This window comes from Lachnoclostridium sp. An131, assembly GCF_002160825.1.
Classification (GTDB): domain Bacteria; phylum Bacillota; class Clostridia; order Lachnospirales; family Lachnospiraceae; genus Laedolimicola.
This window is the reverse complement of sequence record NZ_NFLI01000028.1, coordinates 1-17,505: the sequence shown is the minus strand read 5'-3', so window position 1 is coordinate 17,505 and position 17,505 is coordinate 1. Positions and strand designations below refer to the sequence as shown.

Annotated in this window: 15 protein-coding genes; 14 read left to right on the top strand and 1 reads right to left on the bottom strand. The window is 41.6% G+C overall.

The window, feature by feature from the left end:
* The first annotated feature begins 1,034 nt into the window (after positions 1–1,034).
* The 14 genes from B5E77_RS16185 to B5E77_RS16120 all read left to right on the top strand — a co-directional run bounded on the left by B5E77_RS16185 (position 1,035) and on the right by B5E77_RS16120 (position 16,732).
* Positions 1,035–2,081 carry an acyltransferase family protein gene (locus B5E77_RS16185; RefSeq protein ID WP_087166404.1) on the top strand — a complete coding sequence of 349 codons (1,047 nt, stop codon included), beginning with the start codon at positions 1,035–1,037 and terminating at the stop codon, positions 2,079–2,081.
* A 155-nt stretch (positions 2,082–2,236) separates the two neighbouring features.
* A complete protein-coding gene (locus tag B5E77_RS16180) occupies positions 2,237–3,469 on the top strand; it encodes a hypothetical protein (RefSeq protein WP_087166403.1) in 1,233 nt (410 codons plus the stop codon).
* Positions 3,470–4,183 (top strand): hypothetical protein, encoded by a 714-nt coding sequence (locus tag B5E77_RS16175; protein ID WP_087166402.1) that lies wholly within the window; start codon positions 3,470–3,472, stop codon positions 4,181–4,183. It abuts the gene before it with no gap.
* Between the two features lie 10 nt (positions 4,184–4,193).
* A complete protein-coding gene (locus B5E77_RS16170) occupies positions 4,194–5,045 on the top strand; it encodes a glycosyltransferase family 2 protein (protein ID WP_087166401.1) in 852 nt (283 codons plus the stop codon).
* A gap of 9 nt (positions 5,046–5,054) precedes the next feature.
* Positions 5,055–5,972: an alpha-1,2-fucosyltransferase gene (locus B5E77_RS16165; protein ID WP_087166400.1), complete on the top strand. Its 918-nt coding sequence runs from the start codon at positions 5,055–5,057 to the stop codon at positions 5,970–5,972.
* 3 nt (positions 5,973–5,975) lie between these two features.
* Positions 5,976–7,724 carry an ABC transporter ATP-binding protein gene (locus tag B5E77_RS16160; protein ID WP_087166399.1) on the top strand — a complete coding sequence of 583 codons (1,749 nt, stop codon included), beginning with the start codon at positions 5,976–5,978 and terminating at the stop codon, positions 7,722–7,724.
* Between the two features lie 26 nt (positions 7,725–7,750).
* Positions 7,751–8,845, top strand: a complete 1,095-nt coding sequence (locus B5E77_RS16155) for a glycosyltransferase (protein ID WP_087166398.1) — start codon at positions 7,751–7,753, stop codon at positions 8,843–8,845.
* A gap of 3 nt (positions 8,846–8,848) precedes the next feature.
* Positions 8,849–9,781: a hypothetical protein gene (locus B5E77_RS16150; protein WP_087166397.1), complete on the top strand. Its 933-nt coding sequence runs from the start codon at positions 8,849–8,851 to the stop codon at positions 9,779–9,781.
* Positions 9,705–10,850, top strand: coding sequence for a glycosyltransferase family 4 protein (locus B5E77_RS16145; protein WP_087166396.1), 1,146 nt, complete (start codon positions 9,705–9,707; stop codon positions 10,848–10,850). Before B5E77_RS16150 ends, B5E77_RS16145 begins: the two co-directional genes overlap by 77 nt.
* Positions 10,851–10,881: 31 nt before the next feature.
* Positions 10,882–12,039, top strand: coding sequence for a glycosyltransferase family 4 protein (locus tag B5E77_RS16140; RefSeq protein ID WP_087166395.1), 1,158 nt, complete (start codon positions 10,882–10,884; stop codon positions 12,037–12,039).
* A gap of 36 nt (positions 12,040–12,075) precedes the next feature.
* Positions 12,076–13,275, top strand: coding sequence for a glycosyltransferase family 4 protein (locus tag B5E77_RS17550; RefSeq protein ID WP_087166394.1), 1,200 nt, complete (start codon positions 12,076–12,078; stop codon positions 13,273–13,275).
* Positions 13,272–14,378, top strand: a complete 1,107-nt coding sequence (locus B5E77_RS16130) for a glycosyltransferase family 4 protein (protein WP_087166393.1) — start codon at positions 13,272–13,274, stop codon at positions 14,376–14,378. Before B5E77_RS17550 ends, B5E77_RS16130 begins: the two co-directional genes overlap by 4 nt.
* Before the next feature lie 7 nt (positions 14,379–14,385).
* Positions 14,386–15,957 carry a glycosyltransferase family 39 protein gene (locus B5E77_RS16125; RefSeq protein WP_087166392.1) on the top strand — a complete coding sequence of 524 codons (1,572 nt, stop codon included), beginning with the start codon at positions 14,386–14,388 and terminating at the stop codon, positions 15,955–15,957.
* A 13-nt stretch (positions 15,958–15,970) separates the two neighbouring features.
* Positions 15,971–16,732 carry a WecB/TagA/CpsF family glycosyltransferase gene (locus B5E77_RS16120; RefSeq protein ID WP_087166391.1) on the top strand — a complete coding sequence of 254 codons (762 nt, stop codon included), beginning with the start codon at positions 15,971–15,973 and terminating at the stop codon, positions 16,730–16,732.
* A gap of 13 nt (positions 16,733–16,745) precedes the next feature.
* Here the strand turns inward: B5E77_RS16120 and B5E77_RS16115 are convergent, their stop codons facing one another.
* Entirely contained in the window at positions 16,746–17,195 is a 450-nt protein-coding gene (locus B5E77_RS16115) for a sporulation initiation factor Spo0A C-terminal domain-containing protein (protein ID WP_087166390.1), read from the bottom strand.
* Between the last annotated feature and the right edge of the window lie 310 nt (positions 17,196–17,505).

Sequence of the window (17,505 nt, the reverse complement as noted above, 5' to 3'; positions counted from 1 at the left end):
AGCTACCGGAAATCTGCCGGAGTAAAACAAAAACAACAAATGTTGTGTAAACCGTCCGCCGGTAACGGCGGTCATAAAATGAGTCGGTACTCATGGTTTACCGTATACTTTGATAGATTTTGTTGTGGTGACTTAATTTTACCAAACGGCTATAAACCATGTCTATTTAATATAAATTAATTTCGCATTCAAATGCTCTTACTGTGTTTACGTCGAATAGTATAATTTAGTCTTTCTTTTTCAGATGAATGATTGGTTTGTCTGTACATTTCCTATATCCCATTTATTGCAGTTATTCTGTGGAGCATGTCCGGTCTTATATTGTATAATCATGATGATAGGATGCCTGAATATGAGGGAATTTGAAAACTGATAATGGTAAATGGGTTTTGTGATAAAACCCCAAAAAATCGCTCATTTTTTATAATATTTATTGCATAAGTCGCTCATTTTTTGTATGCTATAGGAACAGAGAGGAGTGGCAGAGATGGCTGTAGTATATGGTGAAGGGGCAGCCTTTTCCAGAAGTTGTCATGAAAGTATACAGTAATTTGTTTCTTGATTATTGCATTCTTGGCGGTATGTCTGCAGTTGTACGGGAGTATATCCAGAATGGAAAGATTGAGGAGACGCTGGAAATATAAATATCTGCTATTACCTGAGTTTCTCGGAGCCTCCTCTTCGCGGGAATTACAATAATTCAAAATTACAAGCTCTATTTTTTGACACGGGGTTGTTTACAATTATGCTGGACGAGGAACCGCAAAATCACTTCGGATTCTGATTCAGAGTGCCCGCTACCCGGATATCGCCTGTGGAATCAAATTTACCGCAGGAATATCGGATATAGCAATGGAATTTATACGTTCCCTTATTTCTGGTCGTCCCTTTTGAAAGATTATCTGAAGAGGATAGATTTAAGCGGAAGCAGAACACAGTAAGAGATTTGCGGCACATGGAAACTACACATTAATTTTGTATTTATGTATCCATGAAAGAATCAAAAAAGAAACAGATAATAAGGATGAACAGGAATGATAATCTCAAAAAAAAGGATTGCATGGTTAGACATTGCTAAAGTAATTGGTATTTTTGCTATTTATCTGGGACATCTGGGAGAAAGCGCGGGTTTGTCATATAATTTCGTGTTTCAGTTTCATGTTCCTTTATTCTTCTTTCTGGCGGGATGTACTGATAATTTTAACAGGGAAACAGGCCTTTTAAATAATTTTTTAAAAAATATAAATGCACTACTTATTCCTACATATTTTTATGCTGTTTTGTCTTTATTTGTTTATGTAATCAGGAACAACAGCCAGATGGTTGACGTAAAACCATTTATAGGAATGATTATGAAAGGTCTTATCAGAAACACCTTTTTTGCAAGTTCCTTATGGTTTTTAACATGTCTGTTTGCTGTAAAAATTTTAGGGATGTTAATACAGAGATTGAAATATAAGTGGCTAATGCTCATTATTGGATTTGGAATGTATTATGTTGCAGAAACACTAATTGCTCCCAACCCCATTATCACTCCGCATTGGTATTATAATTTTGACAGTGCATTTTATTATGCACATTATTTTATTACGGGGTTTGTTGTTTACCCATACATAGAAAAGTTGTTTATGGCAGATAGATTTTGGAAAAAAGTGATTATTATAGGTACAGGTATTTTGACGTTTATATATTCTGCATATTTATATTGGGGGCTTGATATAATAGGCAGTCACAGCAGCAACAAGTGGCTTTTGCCTGTTGCTCCGCTGTATAAAGCGTATTTGATAATTATTTTTGTAATTGTGTTATCATATTTTCTTCAGAAAGTAGAGTATCTTGCAGTGCTTGGCCGAAATACCCTGTATTTATGTGGAAACGAATATATGATAAAAGAAATTGTGCCAGCGTGTCTTGGATTGCTTGGATTGGGAATTAATGTAGATAGTCCATTATCTGCCTATGTTTATACATCACTTTTACTTATTGTAACAAATTATGTTTTGGTTCCGCTGGAACGGCCTTTATTAGATAGTATAAAAGAAAAATTTACGGTTTTTTGGAGCAGGTTTTATTCTGGTTGACAGAGAAGGCGGTACAAAGTTGCTTCTGGTTGTACTGCCTTTCATTTTATGCTATAGTGAAAAATAGTAAATATTTTTGATGTTCACAGAAGAATTTGGTTATTTCAGTTTAATTTATTTCTTTGAAACAGCGGGGATGAAAGGATAGATGTATTATGAATAGATTCAAAGTTATCAGCAGGAGAATAACAGAGCATCTGAATCTCATCCTGCTTTTTTTATTTTCTGCACACTTTTTGGGTATAGAAGAATATTTGCTGTGGATTTGGGGAATTGTTGGGATAGCTTTGTTTGTAAAAAAAAATAAACGAATTCTTATTGATTTTCATGGTGTTTTGGTTGTTTCTATCTTTTTGATTTACAGTATGGTATACAAATACTATTTTGCAGAAACCAAAGCATACACTTGGCAGCAAATGATACAGATGATGGCTCTTCCTGTAATAATGTATTTCTTGAGCAGGCAGATCATGTTTCAGAAAAAAAATGGATATATTGAAGGTGCTTTGTGGACTGTTGTCGGAGGAACTTTTTTATATAGTATTTTAAACTATATAATATATTTAAAAGAAGGTTTTTCGTCAGGGGGCAGAGCATGGCCAGACTTTTGGGCTCATCAACCGCTTTATGCGACAGAACACAGTTACTGGGGAGTTTTTGCAGCGTCTCTGCTTGGTTATGGAGTATGCAGCCTGTTCGAAAAAAAGATATTTCGAGGTTTGACGGCGATATTGGCTGCTATTATACTTAATTATATAAACCTCGATGTGGATAACAGAATGGTTTTAATGACCACTGTTGTGACGGTATTTTTATGTATTTTAATTTTTTTGATTATAAATTTTAAAAATTTAAAAAAAATAGCCGTTTCTGGATTAACTATGGCAGGGATAGCAGGAATTATAGCGGTGGTTATAGGAGTGAACTGGGAAAAGATTACAGGAAGTGAATATTATGCTCAATTAATGACGATGATGTCAAGGGATGGAGGGATTCTTCACAATGTAAGGTTTCAGATGATTGCGGAAACACTTCGTCAATTACCGCAATCCCCATATGGAGGCGGATATATTTATCCGGCAGGTTTTGCAGGGGTACATAATTACTGGCTACAGGCAGCGAATGATACCGGGGTTATTGTGTTGTTTTTATGGGGAATATATGGAATTCTGATGGTGATGGATGCAGTCAGGCTGCTTTGGTTAAAACAAATATCCATACGGATAAAGTACATGCTGATCCCTATGATAGGGGCATCTGGCGCTTATTTAATGATGGAAATTGGTGGCGGCGGAAGCAGCGATTATATCATTTTTTTTGTAATGTTGTCTGCAATGTTGCATCAGATAGTTAAAGATGCGAAAAAGCATACAGGAAAGGAAGCATAAATGCTGGCAGTTATAACAGGTACTTTGTGTCCCGCTGGGGATATGTATAGAGTAGATTTATCGGATGCGGAAGAACGATTAAAACAATATGCAGATGCATTGAAATTTATATCTGAATCCAGGAAGATCAAAAGATGTGTTTTTTGTGAAAATAGTGGTCGTGTCGATTTAGTGGAACGGTTAAAAGAAATGGCAGGAAATAAGAAGCCTATAGAATATTTGAGTTTTACAGGCTCACGTGATACTATTCAGTATGGCAAAGGGTATGGGGAAGGCGAGATCCTAAAATATGTATGGGAAAACAGCAGGTTCTTGAGAGAAGAAAAAGAGTTTGTGAAAATTACTGGAAGGATTATTATCTGGAACATAGATTCTGTTATCGGTAAAATGAAACCCGATGTAAATTATTTTAATTCTGTCCGGATATGGAGCAGGGATGCTCAGATTGATACTAAGTTTTATAAAGTGACAAAAGAGGTTTTTGAACAAATTTTTCTTGATGCATATAAAAATGTATGTGATCCGGAAGGCAGATATCTTGAACATGTGTACTATACCGCAATAAAAAAACATGACTTGAGATACAGAAATTTTCCGGAATATCCGATATATGAGGGGAGGTCCGGGAGTCTGGGCGTCAACTATGGAAGTACGCGTTGGAAATATATTTTAAAGGATATCTTTTCAAGATTAAATTTATATAGAAATATCTGACAGGTGAAAAATGTATAATTGCGAAGAGCCTTTAATCAGTATTATTATCCCTAATTATAATAATGGGAGATATCTGCGAGAGTGTGTGGAAAGTATACTGGCGCAGACATATAAACAAATAGAGATTATAATTGTCGATGATTTTTCCACAGATAATTCGAGGGAGATTATAGAAGAATTAAAAAATAAAACGGCGAAAATCCGTTCTGTTTATTTGGAGAAAAATAAAGGAGTGTCTAATGCCAGAAATAAGGGAGCGGCGTTTTCGTCTGCGGAATATATTACATTTCTGGATGCAGATGATTTTTATGTAAATCCTCAGAAATTGAAAAATGAGATGAAGCTGCTTTTGGAAAAGGAAAGTGAAGGGCGCTGTATAGCTGTATATTCGAAACTGCAGGCTGTAGATACGGAGGGGAAAGTCCTGTGGAATTATAAAACTAAAAAGCAGTTTTCTGGGAGAAAACTGAGAAGGTGCATTCTGGAAGAATCCAGGGTTCAGCTTCCACGGGATTATTGTATGAAAAAACAATGGTTTTTGGACGCTGGTGGTTTTGAATATGGCAATAGTCTTTATGAGGATCTGGAATATCTATTCAGATTAGCTGAGTATGTAAATTTTATGTGTACAGGAACCTGGGGGTCCGCATACCGTATTACTAATCAGGGATTATCGAGCGTGGGGCTTAAAGAACATAAGGAAGCGCTTAAAAAATTAAAAGGCAGATGTTTTCCTGCTTTATCCACTTCTGATAGAGTAGCAGTCTATATCATGCAAATTTGGTACAGAAGTATTTTCCTCATAAAGCAGCTGTGTAAATCAATGCTTTCTTTAGTGGGGTTAAGAAAAAGAAAAGGATAGGATATCATAATGCTTGTATTGAAGTTTTGTGGTGGTCTTGGTAACCAGATGTATCAGTATGCGTATGGCTTGAAACTGAAAAAGTATTTTCCAGGATGTATAATAAAAAAAGATACTCGGGATTTCCGAGTCACGAAATATCATTATGGGTACGAAATAGACAAAATTTTTGGTAACCCTGCTGGATTTGAAGAAGCTGGTATAAGAGATTTGAAAGAATTGAGAGGAGAACTGCCAGCTGTTTTGGGAGGCAAAATATCATGCATAACGGAGCCTTTGCGGAAAGCGATAAATGAAAAATTTTTCTCTTTAAAGAATGAAAACATTCTGGATGAACAGTTTGTAGATGGCTTTCAGTTGATAGAGCTGGGAAGAACTTGTTTTTCAGACAGGGATTTCTATGTACAGGGTTTTTGGGCTGACATTAATTATTATTTAGATGAACTGGAATTGCTGCGTACTTATTTGGTGTTTCCGGAAATTTCGGAAAGAAGAAACCTGGAATTAGTGGATAAAATTAGAAACGCATCAAGTGTAAGTGTTCATGTCCGTCGAGGAGATTATGTAAATTCAGTATTTGATGTGCTTACGCTGGAATACTATAAAAAGGCTATTAAATATGTAGAGAATATGATGCCGCATTCCTATTATTTTTTCTTTTCTGATGATGTGGAATATATAGAACAAAATTTTCAATTTGTAAAAAACAAAATTATAGTTAATTGGAACCGGGGGAAAGAGAGCTGGAGGGATATGCAGCTGATGAGCTGCTGCAAAGGTAATATTATTGCCAATTCAACATTCAGCCAGTGGGGAGCACTTCTGAATGATAATAAAGATAAGATAGTGATTTATCCAGGCAGAAAGACGAAAAATATAGAGATGGAAGAGTTGAATATCCCCGGATGGTATAAAGCAGAGGTGTAAGAAATGAGTATTTGGAAAAAACTAAACTATATTTTTACTAAAGAACAGAAAATAAAGCTGGTACTGCTCTTCTTTATGATTGTAATTGGTACTTTTGCTGAACTTATAGGTGTCACATCCATTCTTCCAGTGATTCAGGTGGCGACAGAACCGGAAGTGCCTCAGAATAATTTACTGATTAATATATGTGTTAATGTGTTCGGCTGCAATACTACAGCAGAATTGCTGTTTACATTGGCTTTATTCATCTTGTTTATTTTTGTAGTTAAAAATATATATATAGTAGTCATGTATGCGGTTCAGTATGAATTTATTTACAATAATCAGCAATTGCTGGCATCGCGGCTGATTCGTTCTTATATGAAAAAGCCTTATATTTTTCATTTATCTAAAAATTCTGCAGAACTCCAGAGAAATATAAATGTGGATACGAACCAGTTTTTTGCAGTAGTAATGAATGCGTTGCAGATTATCATAGATGTCCTTTTGATTGGTGTGTTGTTTTTATACCTTCTTTTTACAGATATCATCATGACGCTGGTTTCTATGACCTTTGTGCTGTTTTTCATGGCTGCTTATTACAAATGGTCTAAAAAGAAAATTCGAGATTATGGTGAGCAGGGACATGATGCTTATGCGAAAATGGTACAGTATATCAGTCAGGCGTTTGATGGGATTAAAGAAATAAAAGTTGCAGGAAAGGAAAAGTTTTTTGGAAATCTATATACGAAAGAATATCATAAATATATGGAGGCTAATAAAAAACAGAGTATTTATAACACTATTCCCAAATATCTTCTGGAAGCAGTAGCCATCGGCGGTATTATGCTGGTGATCATGGTTAAAGTTCAGACAGGAAGTGATATGACGTCTCTTGTGAGCAATCTTTCCGTGTTTGCTGTGGCGGTTTTTAAACTGGTTCCTTCTGCAAATCGTATTAATGGAAGTATTAATGGTGTATTGTTTCAGTTGCCGTCTGTAAACACTATCTATGAAGATTTGTGTGAAATTCAGGATGTGGAAAATTCAGATGTTCAAAGTACGGAAAATGCAGAAGATATTACGTTTGAAAAAGAATTAAAGGTAAAAAATCTGTGGTATCGGTACCCTAATGTAGAGCATTATGTCCTTGAGGAAGCAGCATTGGAAATTCCGAGGGGAAGCGCAGTTGCTTTTATAGGAGAGTCTGGTGCGGGAAAGACTACACTTGCCGATATTATTCTGGGAGTCCTGCGGCCGGAGAAGGGTGAAATCCTGGCTGATGGAAAGAGTATTTACTGCAATCTTAGAGGATGGCAGAATAGGCTGGGATATGTGCCTCAGAATATTTTTTTGTTGGATGATACTATACGAAATAATATTACTTTTGGTCTGACAGAAGATGAAGTGGATGAACAGGCCTTATGGAGAGCGATAGAGCAGGCTCAGTTAAAAGAGTATATCTGTAGCCTGGAAGATGGAATCGATACAATGGTAGGGGAACGTGGAATCCGTATGTCGGGCGGACAGCGTCAGAGGCTGGGAATAGCCAGAGCATTATATCATGATCCGGAATTGCTTGTTATGGACGAGGCCACTTCAGCACTGGATCATGAGACAGAACAGGCAGTTATGGAATCTATAGAAGCGTTATATGGGAAAAAAACGCTTATTATTATTGCGCACCGGCTGTCAACAATTGAAAAATGTGATATCACATATGAGATAGAAAACAAAAAAGTTAAGATAAGACACAGATCTGAAAAAGAATAATTAATAATTGGAGAATAAGTTATAATATGGAAAACGGGATAAAAACAGATCTGAGTATTATAGTACCTGTATACAGGGGAAAAGAATATTTGAACAATTTGATGGCTTCAGTCCATGCTCTGAAAAATCAGGCGGGTGACAGCAGGATAGAGCTCCTATTGATTGATGACGGTTCTCCGGATGACAGCGCAAGTGAGTGTCAGCGGCTTGCTGATACGTATAGTTTTGTCTGTGCATATGAAAAAGAGAATGGTGGAATTGCAGATACCCGAAATTTTGGTCTGCGTCATGCCAGAGGGAAATATGTCTGTTTTATGGATCAGGATGACGCCATAGTGCCAGAAGTCTGCATAAAGGCTATAAAAAAAATCAAGAAAGAAAATGCGGATTGTTGTCTCTGGAGCAGCAATCATCGGTTTGATGATGGAACGCAGAGGGAAAATGTGAGGATTTCAGAGGAAAGAGTATATGATAAGAAGGAAATCCGACAGGCTTTACTGGATCAGTATTTACAGAAGGATGAAAAAGAAAAGCTTTTTCATATTCCGGGATATGTGTGGAGCGGAATATATAGAAGAAATTTTCTGAAAAAAAATGAAATTTGTTTTTTCTCATTTGTAGACTGTGAAGATGATTGTATTTTTATGAATCAGGTGATACGTCATGCAGAAAAGATTGTACAGATTCCAGATGTAGGCTACTTATGGACCTGTAATTTGAAGTCGGAAAGTCATAGGAGCAGATATATTGAAAATTACTGGGAGAAGAATCAAAAGCTAGAGCATTGGTTTCAATGTGAGATTTATGATATCTTTGATGGATACAAACCTTCAGAAATAAAAGTGAAAAAAGAAAAAGCTATTAAAATATATAATTATGTAGAAAATGAATGTGGTATAAAAAATGAGGCATCAGCAACAGAAATAGTAAGAAGATTAAAGGCTTTTTTTGATAATAGTGAGTATTATCAGTGCATCAAAAATGAGGAAAAACCTTATGGCGGGACAGGAATGCGCCGACGGATCATACATAACCTGATTCAGAAGAGGCGATATGGGATACTTTTTTTGTTTCTCAGAATGTATGGATTGACAGTACAAAGAATAAAGATAAGGGAATAAATAATGAAAATAGTAGTCTATCAAATCTTATGGTTTATCAGGAGAGTCAGAAGAAAACTGACAGGTTATCAGATAACTTTTGAAAAAAAATATGTGGGGAAGGAAGTCCTGGGGCTTCAGGAAGCCAATGATATAATAGCACAATGGATTAGCGAGGGCCGCAGCTTTGCAGCGGGAAGACTGGGAGGAACAGAGCTGAACGCAGTCTGGCGTTCGGACTTACCTCAGAGCCAGGAGCAGCGGGACAGAGTGTTAAATCAGATGAAAAATTATTCTGGCTTTTTCCCGCAGGATCCAGCTCTGCTGAAAGATTTTGCTACGCTGATGAAGCGTTCCTGCGCCCAGATAGATATGCTTGCCGTCTGGTATAACACGATGGAGGATTACGTGATTGACTGTTATGGGAAGAGCTGCCAGCTTACAGATTTGACAGCATTGGAGCCATGGTATGTGGAAAAGCCATGGACAAGCGCTTTGAAGGGGAAAAGAGTGCTTGTGATTCATCCTTTTGTGGATACCATAAGAAGGCAATATGAAAAGAGAGGATATCTATTCGAAAATGGATACACGCTTCCTGAATTTAAGGCTCTTTATACTGTAAAAGCGGTTCAGACAATCGCAGGGGCAGAGGACGACAGATTTGAAAATTGGTTTGAAGCGCTTGATTGGATGTTTGAAGAGGCTATGAAGACAGATTTTGAAGTGGCCATAATTGGATGTGGGGCTTATGGATTTCCGCTGGCAGCCAGGCTGAAGGAAGCAGGCCGCAGTGCGGTGCATATGGGCGGAGCAGTGCAGCTTTTGTTTGGAATCAAGGGAAAACGCTGGGATACGCATCCGGTGATTGGAAGGCTGTATAATGAGTATTGGGTGCGCCCGGGCGAGGATGAGAGGCCGGCAGGGGCAGAAGGCGTTGAAGGAGGCTGTTACTGGTAAGCCTCAGGACGGGAGTATGGAGCAGAAGCAGATGAAAATTATGTATGTAGATGCCAGTGTGGACGGGCATCATCTCACATATTTAAGCTATCTTTTAAAAAATGCCTCTAAGGATAGTCTGGCAGTATTGCCCGAATATTCGGATAAAGCAGCTGGACGGGTCCGTAAGACAACAGTCCGGGGTATTCGGGGCTTTCATGAATATGGGAGCTGGATGGAGGAGCTGCGCGGTATTGCGGCGGAAGAACAGCCGGATATTATTCATTTTCTGGACGGCGACAGCATGATGCGGCATTTGGGCAGAGGACTTGCGCGGTTCGGTGATTCCAGATTGATTATAACCTTTCATCATTTTTTTGAGGGGAAAGCGCGGGAAATCAGTATGAAGAGGATGCTGCACTATGCAGCGGCAGGGGTTTTTCACACGGAAGAGATTCAGATGAAGGTGAAGAAATTTGGATGTAAAAACGCAGAATGTGTTCCGTATCCCTGCTTTCTGAATGTCCCTGCAGGCTCGGGGAGGGGGTATCTGAATGATCCTCCAAGGCTGCTTGCTCTGGGCGGGACACGGTATGATAAAGGGCTTGATATTCTTCTGGAAGCCCTTAAAAGGGTGAGAAGTCCTTTTAGCCTTGTAATAGCCGGGAAGGAGGAGGATTTTGACGAACGCTTTGTTTTTGAGCATACAGCAGCGTATAACGACAGGGTACGGACATGCCTCCGCTTTTTGGGTGACGAGGAGGTAAAAAGGCTTCTTATGGAGGCGGATATCATTGTGCTTCCATATCGAAAAATCTTTGATGGCGCCAGCGGTCCCATGTGTGAGGGAATTTATCTGGGGAAAACAATTATAGGGCCTTCTCATGGAAGTCTGGGGAGGATGCTCCAGGAATCGCATGCAGGATACACATTTGAGAGCGAGAGCACGGAAGGGCTTGCGGCTTGCATCGAATATGCTCTGGCGCATCCGTGCTGCTATGACGAAACGGCAAAAAATGCGCAGCAGGCACTTCGGCCTGAGCTGTTTGTGCAGAAATATGCAGAAATTTATGAGAAGGCCGTGAAATAATAGAGGAAGTACAGCGGGAGAAAAGGCCATTATGAATATTCTATTTGTGACACATTATACGGGGCTGGGTGGGGCCAATATTGCAATGCTAAACCTGATCCGGCAGTATAAAAAAAGGAATATCGGAACGTATGTGATAATGCCAGAGGGCAGCAAGGGGCTAAGAGAGAAGCTGGAGGACCTGGAGATAGAATATGCGCAGATCCGTATGCCCTGGTGGGTTGGTGATGGGGAGGAAGGCTCTTTGAAGAGCTGGAAGAGATATCTGAGCAATTTTCGGGGGGCCCTTGAGATATGTCCTTATGTGCGCAAATGGAGAATTGATATAATACACACAAATTCTACGGTGGTTGCGGCAGGGCTGCTTGCGGCCAGGATGACAAGACGTTTACATGTGTGGCATTTGAGAGAGGATCTTTCGAACTACGGTTGGAAATTTTGCCTGAATGATAAGAAAGTAAAAAAGTGGTTTCATAATTCAGACAGAGTAATTGTAATCTCGAAGGCCTGTGAAAGGATATACGAAAAATATCTGGATCTGGAGAAAACAGTACTGATTTATGATGGTGCCCAGATTGATAGCCCCAAAGAGGTGCCGGTCCTTGAGGATGGTGTCTTTCATATGCTGTACCTTGGCGGAATGTCCTTGAGTAAAGGGTATCAGCATATTCTGGAGGCGCTCGTTTTGCTGAAACAACGCACAGAGAAAAGGTTTCGATTATGGATGCCGGGCTGCAGGGAAAATGGAAGAGCTAATAAAGAGCTGGAGGAGTTTATAGAGGTCCATAGACTTGAGGAAGCTATAGAACCAATGGAATATATGGACAGAGAGCAATTGGACCAATTCAGATACGGAATGGATTTATTTATCATGGCATCGTCTAAGGAAATGTTTGGTCTGGTAACAGTCGAAGCGATGCTGTCCGGAGTTCCCGTGGTTGCCAGCGATACAGGCGCTAATCCAGAGCTTATAAGAAATGGAGAGAATGGTTACCTGTATCCATATGGTAGCGCAAAGGCTCTTGCAGAAAAGATCCAAGAGATCATGGAGACAGAGGATCTTGGGAATGTGATCGAACAGGCACGGGCTGAAGCACAGGAGCGATTTTCCATGCAGAGCTGTGCGGAGCAGACCATTGACATTTATAGAGGTATATTAAAAAATAGTGACATGGGATACCGATGCTAAAACAGACATGTAATTTGCCGTAAGAGGTATAGCTTCATGAATCATAAACAAAAAATTCTACTTGTTCATAATCACTATAAAATTCCAGGTGGCGAGGATACGGTTGTATCTAATGAAAAACGCCTCCTGGAGGAACACGGACATAAGGTGATTCTTTATAGCCGCTCTAATCAGGAGATGCAAGATTTTTCTGTCTGGCAGAAGCTGATGCTTCCATTTACCTCTCTGTTTTCTTTACGGACCTACAGAGATGTGAAAGCCCTGCTCAAAAAGGAAAGGGTGGATATTGTTCATGTGCATAACACCTTGAATTTGGTCAGTCCGTCTGTATATTATGCGGCTTTTTCCCTCAGAGTGCCGGTAGTACAGACCCTGCATAATTTCCGTCTGCTGTGTCCTGCAGCTACCTTTGTGAGAGATGGAAGAATTTGCGAGGATTGCGTCAAGTATGGACTGGGCTGTGCAGTTCGGCATGGCTGCTATCGGAATTCCAGACTGCAGACCCTGATGAGTGCGGCAATATTAAAGATGTACCGGCTGCTGGGAACATACAGAAGGCTATTTTATATTTGCCTGACAGACTTTAACAAAGAAAAGCTATTGCTATTAAATCAAGGGGGAAGAACGATTGTCAGGGAAGAACGCGTTTTTGTAAAGTCTAATTTTGTCTGGAGGCCCCAAATAAGAGAAGTGGAGAGGAAGGAGCAGTATCTTTATGTAGGGCGCCTGGAAGATCTGAAGGGAGTTCGGTTTCTTGTGAGGACCTGGAGAGATTTTCCGGACAGAAGGCTTCTGCTTTGTGGAAGCGGACCTGAAGAGGCGTGGATTCGCAGCTATATAAGTGAAAATAGGATGAGTCAGATAGAGCTTCTGGGACAGGTGTCTCATGACGAGGTAATGCGTCTGGCAGCAGAGTCCAGAGCGTTGATTATGCCGACGATGTGCTATGAGGGTCAGGGCCTGGTGCTTTTGGAAAGCTACGCAGTAGGAACGCCCGTACTGGCAAGCGCTCTGGGCAACGTGGGGAATATTGTTATTCCAAATGTGACAGGCTTACGATTTGCGGCAGGAGATGCAGAGGCGTTAAAAGAGGCAGTGAGGAAATTCGAAGAGGCAAAGGCATGGGATACAAGGCCAACCTATGAGAAATATTATTCGCCGGAAAAGAACTATGAGAAGCTGAAGGAAATTTATGATCGTGCGGAAGAAATACTTTCCCGGGAGAAGAGAATATGAAAAAGCTTGTTATCATCACCAACATTCCATCCCCCTACCGTGTAGATTTTTTCTATTACCTGCAGCAGAAAGTGGAGGATTATGAAATTCATATCGTCTACGCCAGCAGAAATGAAGACAACCGGGCCTGGGAAATAGATGAGAGTAAATTACAGAACAGTCATTTCCTCGACTCCTGGACGCTGAAAATTCCGCGCCGTTACGATACAAAATATATTCATATTTCCAAAGGAGTGGGAGGACTGCTGAAAAAGCTGCAGCCTGATGTGGTTGCAGGCTCGGAGTATAATCCGACGATTCTGCAAGCGGTACGGTACTGTATGCGTCATCAGATTCCATATGTCAGCTGGACAGACGGTACCCTGTATTCAGAGAGAAATATCAATGGGCTTCAGAAAAAGCTTCGTCGGTATGTAATTGCCAAGGCGGCGGCATATATTGGAAGCAGCACGAGGTCCAGGGAGGCACAGATTGCATACGGAGCGGATCCGGCTCGCTGTTTTATCAGTTTTCTTACGGCGGATCTGGACAAGTATAAGGTGGAGCCTGAAGGAAGGGATGCATCCAGGCTTCTTTGTGTGGGAAGCCTGATTGAGAGAAAGGGCGTCGATCTTCTGCTCCAGGCTTTGGCAGGTGTGGAAGCACCGTTTACGCTGGCGCTTGCAGGAGCAGGTCCGGAGGAGGAGCGTCTGCGAAAGCTGGCGGGGGAGTTGCACATTCAGGACAGGGTGGAATTCCTCGGATATCTTCAGCTTGATGAACTGCGCAGGCAGTATTCAAAAAGCGGAATTTTTGTGCTTCCAACCAGAGAGGACTGCTTTGCTCTGGTGATTCTGGAAGCCATGTGCGCAGGCCTCCCGGTTGTGTGTTCCAGGTATGCAGACGGCGGCTGTGATCTGGTGGAAGAAGGAAGGAACGGCTGCCTGGTTGATCCTTATGATACGGAAGCATTTCAAAAATGCCTGCGCGATTTGCTTCAGAACCCAGACAAGGCGTCAAAGATGGGAAAGGCATCCCTGCAGCTGCTGGAAGGCTTTCGCTTTGAGGAAGTGAGCAAAGGGTTTATGGAAGCGGTAAGATTGGCAGATAAAGGAGAAAAATAAAAAACAAATGAAAAAAATTAGCATAAGTAAGAAGACGGCTGGTATTCTGCTGACAGTTATCTGTCTGATTCAGCTGGGCGTGTCCCTTTACTTTGGCTCACAGAAGAGCTTTTTGATGTGTGATGAGCTTTTCACATACGGAGCCGCGAACTATGATGGCGGAATTATGATGGAATTTCCGTTGAATGACTGGAAGAATGACGAAGTTTTTATGGAGTATGTGACCCCGGGAGAGAATGCGTTTTCTTATGAGATTCCGTATGAGAATCAGAGTCTGGATGTGCATCCGCCGCTGTATTATTACCTGATTCATACGATTTCATCGTTCAACCCCTATGAATTCTCCTATTGGACAGGCATTGGATTGAATATTGTCCTGTTTTTAGGCTGTACCGTGGTTCTATACTTTTTGGTGTACGAGTTGGTGAAGAGCAGGGGCTGCGCTCTTATGACGTGCCTTTTTTATGTGCTGAGCTACGGCGGATTGAATACCATGCTGTTTATCCGCATGTATATGCTGTTTGCGCTGGCGCTTCTTCTCCATTTGCTGGTGTATATCAGATACTGGGAGAGGGAAAAGATTCCGGTAAAGGGATATGTTTTTTTGGGACTTACGCTGGTTCTGGGCGCAATGACACAGTATTATTTCCTGATTGCGGCGTTTTTCCTGGGTGTTTGGTATACCTTTAAACTGCTGTTCAAAAAGCGTTTTCGAGAACTGGGAATATATCTTGGGACAGTCGCAGCGGCTGCAGCGGTGAGCCTGAGCCTGTTTTCGCCGATGTGGGATCAGATCTTTCACGGTTCACGCGGAACGCAGGCACAGGATAAATTCTGGGTATTTGAAGGATTTCCGAGGTCTTTGCTGAATATGTTCAATATTATCAGCGATCAGATGTTTCGGGGATATCTGTGGCTGGTCCTGGGTGTGATTGCAGTGCTGCTGATAGCGTTTGCAGTCCGCTTTAAGAGGCTGCCGCTGAGAGAAGGCTCCAGGATACTTCCGGTTATCTTCATGGCAGCGGGATATTTCCTTCTGGTGACGAAAATAGCTCCGGAGGTGACAGATCGTTATATGATGCCTCTGTTTCCTGTAGTGCTCTTGTTAGCGTTCTGCTTCCTGTACGTACTGATTTACGAGCTTTTGCCGGTAAAGAAACAGCTGGCTCTTGCGGTGTGCGTTGCTTTTGGGCTGTTCCTGTGCATTCCGACACTGAAGGGAAGAGTACCCGCCTATGCATACAGTGGGATGAAAGAACACACAGAGCTCATGAAGCAGTACTCGGACAAAAAAGCAGTCTACATCGACCGGGAATTTTATTGGTGGGAATACTATGATCTGATTCAGGTTATGAAAGAGAACTCCGATTTTTATGTGATTTCCTATGCCAGAATCATTCAGGATGAGATAGACTCCGCGCTGGAATATACGGCAGAGGATGAAGAAGTGATTGTATATGTCGGCAATACGCAGCTTGACGAAGAGATCACAGAATACATAAAAAATACTGTGAAAGCTAAAGAAATGGTTCTGCTGGATCAGTTCAGCCGTTATACAGTTTACCGTGCAATCCGGTGAAAGGATTTTTATTATGCTTGAAAAACATCCATTTCCCACCTGCAGCATTCTCGGCGTGAATATTGCAGTGACAAACATGAAAAAAACCGTAGCCTGGCTGGAAGAGGATATTTCGGAGCTGTTCGGCTCTTATATCTGCATCTCTAACGTACACACGACAGTGACCGCTTACGAGGAGGAAAGCTACCGCGCCGTTCAGAACGGCGCGGCGGCTGCGCTTCCGGACGGTAAGCCGCTGTCGGTGACCAGCCGGAAGCGCGGTTTTGCCGAAGCGGAGCGGGTGACGGGACCGGATCTGATGGGAGAGATTTTCCGAATCTCGGCCCGGCATGGCTGGAGGCATTATTTTTATGGAAGTACGGAGGAGACCCTTGCCGCGCTTCGGGAGGCGCTGGAGAGGACGTATCCGGGAATCGCAATTGCGGGAATGTATTCCCCGCCGTTCCGGCCGCTGACTGCGGAGGAGGACAGAGAAAATATTGAGAGGATCAATCGTGCACAGGCGGATTTTGTCTGGATTGGCCTCGGAGCTCCCAAGCAGGAGCGGTGGATGGCAGCTCATGAAGGAAAGGTGCAGGGCCTGATGATAGGCGTGGGAGCGGGCTTTGACTACCATGCGGGGCGCCTGAAGCGCGCCCCGCAGTGGATGCAGAAATGCAGTCTGGAATGGCTGTACCGTCTGCTGCAGGATCCGGTCCGGCTGTTTAAAAGATATCTGTTGACAAATACGAAGTATTTATGGCTGGTAAGCCGGGAAAACCGGCGAAATAGATGAGGTATTGGTACCTTTAGTCAGATGCTTTTGCACGGAAGGCCTGAGATGTCCTGACGTCAGAAATTTCTTTTGCGGCACTGCCGAAAAGAAGTTCGGGCTTTTCCCGTAAGACCTCATAGTATGGCATATTAAAATGACAGTAATAAGCCAGGTAAAACAGCATGTCGCTGGGCGAACGAATATCCTTTAGCTGTCTGCCTATGTAGGTCAGCTGTCCTTCAGCTCCAAGATGCTCCCAGCAGAGATTTTCCATGCGTTCAATCTGCCGTGATACGGCAGCACAGCTCTTTCCTGTCCGTGCGGCCACTTCCGGGTAAATATGCTTTGTCACCAGAATGTCGTCCTGTGCAAGGTTCTCGCAAAACAGCAGATGCCGGGTGATATTGACGGCACATGCGAAGGTGCGGACCTCACATCGGGCCGGGCCGACAATGCTTCGGATTAAAGCTTCCTCTTTTGTCATAGTATAAAAACTCCTTTCAGTTTATGCCTTTATAATATGGCAGTTTTTTCCTGAACCGACGTTACACGACAGAATACGACAAAGCATTTGAAATTATTTTGTTTTGGGGATAAAGAAGCGAAATTAGAAGATGATATAAGCTGTAAAAGGGAGAACTGAGAGATTTAAGGGGAGTTTTTATGAACTGAATGTAAAGATGAAGTAAGCGCTCAATAAAATAATGGATATCTTTTCACAAGGTATTCAGCTATGGTTGAAGTAAAACACTCCAACTTCAACTTTTTGATTTAATCCGGCATCTCTGCTGTAT